Origin of the sequence: Campylobacter sp. CNRCH_2007_0968H, from assembly GCF_025773245.1 — a bacterium.
Taxonomy (GTDB): Bacteria; Campylobacterota; Campylobacteria; order Campylobacterales; family Campylobacteraceae; genus Campylobacter_D; species Campylobacter_D lari_D.
In genome coordinates, this window is sequence record NZ_JAKMTQ010000041.1 from 1 (window position 1) to 1,393 (window position 1,393).

1 protein-coding gene is annotated in these 1,393 nt (G+C 23.2%); it reads right to left on the reverse strand.

Going from position 1 to position 1,393, the window contains the following annotated elements; genetic code table 11:
* A partial coding sequence (locus L8Y18_RS08520; RefSeq protein ID WP_318529914.1) for a hypothetical protein occupies nucleotides 1-1,393 on the reverse strand: 1,393 nt, incomplete at both ends.

Consider the following 1,393-nt stretch of genomic DNA (forward strand, 5'->3'; position numbering starts at 1 on the left):
TACAAATCCCCCTTACTCATACTTTCTTTATTCTTGCTTTTTTCTTTTTCATTATTTGGATTTGAAATTTCTATTTCTTTAAAACTTTTAGAGCATTCTTTATCTGTGTATAATCTAACACAATACTTTCCCCAAGTCTTACCTATGCTAAAAGGATAATCTTTTAAAAAATCAGGTTGTTTGTTGTAATTAATCTCATTGATTTTAAAATAATACTTTCCTTCAGGTAAGCTTCCAAATTTATCTTTAATACTTTCATCATCATAGTAAAAATATGCTTTTTTCTTGGTAGTTTTATCTTTTATATCTTGATAAAAACTAAAAGCAATTTGTTTATTTGATGGTTTTAAATTATCAGCTTTAGCTACTCCACTTCTTGCCATATAAGAAGCTATTAAATCTTTTTCTTTAAAATGATATAAATAAAAACCATCATATTTAAAATAATCTTTATTTTTAAACCTAAGTATAAGTCCTATTTTATGATTGATATAATTATTAAATATTCTTTTGCTATCTTGTAAGGGTTTGGCTAAATAAGCTTTATTATCTTCTAATCTAACTTTAAAACTATGACAATTACTAAAGTCTTTTTCTCTATCAAATCTTATTTTACCTTCTTTATTAGTTTTTAATTTTAATACGCTTTGCTTGATTAGTTTTTCATGATCATACCCTTTTATACTAATACTAGCATTATCAATAGCCTTGCCATGTTCATCTTGTATGATAAGGCTGATGTAATTTGAAGTAGCAGTGTTGTTTATAATACTAGTGTTATTGTGGGTTAAATTTAGATCTTGATGGTTTAAATCATCATAAGCATAGTGCTTGCTTATCTTTTTAGGTTCTAATTTTATATTTAAACTATTTTTAGCTAAAACATAGTTTTTAATCTTACAATGATAATAATCATAAGTAATGTTTAAATCTTTTAAAGCATATAAATTATTCTCATCATATTTAAGATAATAATTTATTTTTTCATCATTGAAAGAAAAAATTTCATCTTCCTTTGCGCCTAAAAGAAGTTTTTCATAAAAAAATACTCTTGTTTTTAGTTTATTAAAATCTAGATTATAGTTTTGTTCTAATAAAGCTATATTGATTAATGACTCATCTTTAACAAATATATCACAATTGTTCTCATAAAGATGTAAAAGATTTGACATAGATGAAGCATTGTCAAAAAATATAAGCTTTTTATTTTTTTCTTTGTTTTCTAAGATGAAGTGGCTTAGGTTTTTAAGGTGATAAGATACAATCTTAAAATCTTCTTTTATATCATCTATAATAGTATTGCTTTGTTTTATTTTTAAAGAAGTTTCATTGTTAAAATTTGTATTTTTTATTATAGTGTCTGTATTTTCTTTTGTATTGTTTTCTTGATTTG